This window comes from Methylorubrum rhodesianum (assembly GCF_014199985.1).
Taxonomy (GTDB): domain Bacteria; phylum Pseudomonadota; class Alphaproteobacteria; order Rhizobiales; family Beijerinckiaceae; genus Methylobacterium; species Methylobacterium rhodesianum.
The window spans coordinates 1-3,180 of record NZ_JACHOS010000042.1 but is presented as its reverse complement, the minus strand read 5'-3'; the positions used below and the strand labels follow the sequence as shown (position 1 = coordinate 3,180).

Sequence of the window (3,180 nt, the reverse complement as noted above, 5' to 3'; positions counted from 1 at the left end):
ATGCGGCCCTCGTTGAGGGCGGCGATCTTGTCCGGATCCTTGTCGATGCAGACGACCTCGTGGCCGAAATCGGCCAGGCAGGCGCCCGAGACCAGGCCGACATAGCCCGAGCCAATGATCGCGATACGCATCGGTGATCCGTCTCCCTGCCGTGGCGATCCTCATCCTCGGGAACCGCGGAGGAGACCGCCCGTCACGAGGGTCGGCATATTTTCCGGTGCCGGCAATGCGCTCAGCGTGGCCGGCCTCGGCGCATTCGGGTGACAGGCGGGGAACGGCACTGCCCCGAAAGGCTGTGATCCGGCCTCGAAGGCGAAGGACGGGGCGGGTGTTCCGGCCGGCGCCTACTGGTCCCCATAATAGTCGAGGTACCACTTCACGAAGGCTGGGATGCCGGTCTCCAGCGGCGTTTCCGGCAGGCTGCCGACGAGGGCGTGCAGCAGGTCGGTGCTCGCATGGGTGCGGATCACGTCGCCCGGCGGCAGGGGCTTCAGCACGCGTTCGGCCTTGCGCCCGAGAGCCGCTTCGAGCGCACCGATCATCGCATCGAGCCGGACCGGGCGACCGCCGCCGATATTGACGAGGCGATAGGGCGCGACCGCGCTCAAGGTGTCGGCCGACGAGACCGGGGCGCCCGCGCCCGGCAGCGGCGGCGGACGCTCGGACAGGGCGACGATCGCGTCGATCAGATCGTCGATGAAGGTGAAGTCGCGCTCCGCCGCGCCCTCCCCGAACACCTCGATCGGCTCGCCCGCCAGGATCTTCCGGGTGAACAGGAACAGGGCCATGTCCGGCCGCCCCCAGGGCCCGTAGACCGTGAAGAAGCGGAACGCCGTCGTCGGCACGCGGAACAGGTGGGCGTAGGAATGCGCCATCGCCTCGTTGGCGAGCTTCGAGGCGGCGTAGAGCGTGAGCGGAGAGACCGCGCGGTCGGTCTCGCGGAACGGCACGCTCGCGTTGCCGCCATAGGCCGAACTGGTCGAGGCCATCAGCAGGTGCCGGACGGGATGGGCGCGCACGGCCTCGAGCAGGTTGGCGAAGCCGACGAGGTTCGCCTCGACATAGGCGCCGGGATCGACGAGGCTGTAGCGGACGCCCGCCTGCGCCGCGAGATGGAAGACGAGGTCCGGCTTGACGCGCGCCATGACGTCGAGGAGCGCGCCGGGTGTCTCGAGCCGTGCCTCCACCGCGTCGAAGCCGGGATACCGGGCCAGATCCGCGTGTCTGGCTCGCTTCAGGGTGACATCGTAATAGGGCGAGAGGCCGTCGAAGCCGGTCACCCCATGCCCCGCGGCCAACAGGCGGCGGCTCAGCGCGTGGCCGATGAAGCCGGCCGAGCCCGTGACGAGAGCGTGCATGCGAGGCCCGGTGCGCCGATTCTCCGAGGATGAGGCGGCATAACTCTCCGACGATCGTCCCGCAAGAAACCCTGGGATGGCCGCTCCTGTCCGCGACAGACCTGTTCAGGAGAGGTTGCCCGCACGCACCTTCTTCCGATTCCACCGGTTCTTTCAGGGTATCGTCGCTTGCCTGTTGTCTGACGTTCGAGGGTCGAGCCTGCTCCCAGCGCGGACCTGTCGCGCCGGCTCGGGGCTTGTCTATCAGGGAAACAGGTATACTTACGCCAGACTATCAGCCGACCTATGCCTTGCGCCCGCCCGCGACGCGGGTCCCGCCTTCCGACGGGGCCGAAGACCGTTGCTCGGAGAGGGTGAGAGGCCGGGCCGGCCGTGACATCCATCCAGGCCCAAGGGCGCAGTGTCGCCCCCGCTTGGGTCCAGTAAGTTCGAACACCGAGTGTCCGCACGATGAACCAACTTTTCCGCCTGCCGCAAGTCGGTGAGGCCGATGCGATTGCGGAGCCTTCCGCCGATCTCCGCGTCCCCTTCGCGCAATCCGGGACCTTTGTATGCAAGTTCATCATCGGTGAGCCGAGCGACCAGGCCGTGTGTTGCGGAGCGCCGGTCGCCGACGGCAAGAGCTGGTGTGCGTATCACCGCCGCATCGTGTTCGAGCCGGCCCGTCCCGGGCGTATCCGCTGAGGGGCGACCGCCTCGTTCAGGCTCGGGCGCCAGCTCCGCGCGGCGTCCGCGTCCGCCGCTTCCTCGAACCCATCCTTCGCATTCTCATCGCACTACTCCGCGCCGAAGGCGTCGAACGGCGACGGTTGGCCGATCGGGGTGGCCGGGATGCCCGGTCCGCGCCAGCGCATGACGAGGTGTCCGCCCTCACGCATGCCGACGCTGCGATAGGCCGGGCCGCCCTCCGGCGGTAAGCCGAGATCCCCGGGTCGGTTGCCGACCGTTCCGAACCGGCGCTGCTCGTAATAGACCTCCGCCGGAGCGTCGGGCGGGATGTAGCCGTAGACCGGACGCAGGGTGCGCGCCGCTGTTCTCATCGCTCTCGGCGGTGCCGGCCTCCACGTCGCGATCCGTCGACCCGGCCGTTCGGCTCTCCGCACCACCTCCACCCGTTCCGGCCGCGCCGGCCGCGCGCGATCGGCGACCCGTCGGATCTGCTCGCGGCGAAGCTTGGCCGAGCGCCCGGGCTTGCGGGCGCTGGACCGGACCGAGGCATCGGGTTCTTCGACCTTCGCGGGTGTCGCGACCGGTTTCGCCGCGGCGTTCGTCGCGGGCGTAGTGGTCTTGGCAGGAGGATCGGTCCACTGACCGGCCGCCTTGGTCTCGGCGAGCGATGCGCCCGACTTATCGTCGGCGCCGGCGGGTTCCGCCGCAAGCAGTGCGCCGAGCAGGATGAGGGTTGGAAAGCAGCTGCCGCGCGACATGGGAAATCCCCTCAGGATCGGAGATGGACAACGCCGGCCGTCGGCCTCCGCACCGGGCGCAATCGCCCTGCGCCGGAAGCTCCCGGCAAAGGTAGGGGCGGCCCCGCGCGACGTCCATAGATCTATGTATCAAAGCGCGAACTGTGCTTGAACTTCCACCACTGGTCTTTGTGAGGATGCTTTCCTCCGACGCGACCCGTCCCTATCGTCGCTGTTTCATATGGCTTGGAGCCAGGGCCGGCTCTGCCTGTTCTTCGAAGCCTTGCGGGAGTCGATATGGCAGCGGGCGGCACGACGGCGCGCCGCCTCTGGCTCCGTGATCCGCTGGCGATCCTGGCGGAGGGAGCCGGCGGCGGGCTCGTGGTGGAGGGCACCCGCATCGCCGAACGAGTGTC

General features: G+C 68.9%; 4 protein-coding genes. 1 reads left to right on the top strand and 3 read right to left on the bottom strand.

What is annotated here, in order from left to right; genetic code table 11:
* A partial coding sequence (locus HNR01_RS27285) for a 2-dehydropantoate 2-reductase N-terminal domain-containing protein (RefSeq protein WP_183671072.1) occupies positions 1-131 on the bottom strand: 131 nt, incomplete at its 3' end.
* Positions 132-344: 213 nt separating this feature from the next.
* The gene (locus HNR01_RS27280; RefSeq protein ID WP_183671070.1) at positions 345-1,358 is read right to left on the bottom strand and encodes an NAD-dependent epimerase/dehydratase family protein; all 1,014 of its coding nucleotides are present in this window, start codon (positions 1,356-1,358) and stop codon (positions 345-347) included.
* Between the two features lie 450 nt (positions 1,359-1,808).
* Here HNR01_RS27280 and HNR01_RS27275 point away from each other — a divergent pair, with 450 nt between their 5' ends.
* Positions 1,809-2,042: a hypothetical protein gene (locus tag HNR01_RS27275; protein ID WP_017486281.1), complete on the top strand. Its 234-nt coding sequence runs from the start codon at positions 1,809-1,811 to the stop codon at positions 2,040-2,042.
* 92 nt (positions 2,043-2,134) lie between these two features.
* On the opposite strand, the gene HNR01_RS27270 is transcribed toward HNR01_RS27275, so the two are convergent.
* Positions 2,135-2,785: a hypothetical protein gene (locus HNR01_RS27270; protein ID WP_183671068.1), complete on the bottom strand. Its 651-nt coding sequence runs from the start codon at positions 2,783-2,785 to the stop codon at positions 2,135-2,137.
* Positions 2,786-3,180 lie beyond the last annotated feature (395 nt).

Bases quoted from the DNA above. Each gene is read 5' to 3' on its own strand.
- HNR01_RS27275 (WP_017486281.1), top strand. From the start codon at position 1,809: ATGAACCAACTTTTCCGCCTGCCGCAAGTCGGTGAGGCCGATGCGATT.
- HNR01_RS27280 (WP_183671070.1), bottom strand. From the start codon at position 1,358: ATGCACGCTCTCGTCACGGGCTCGGCCGGCTTCATCGGCCACGCGCTG.
- HNR01_RS27270 (WP_183671068.1), bottom strand. From the start codon at position 2,785: ATGTCGCGCGGCAGCTGCTTTCCAACCCTCATCCTGCTCGGCGCACTG.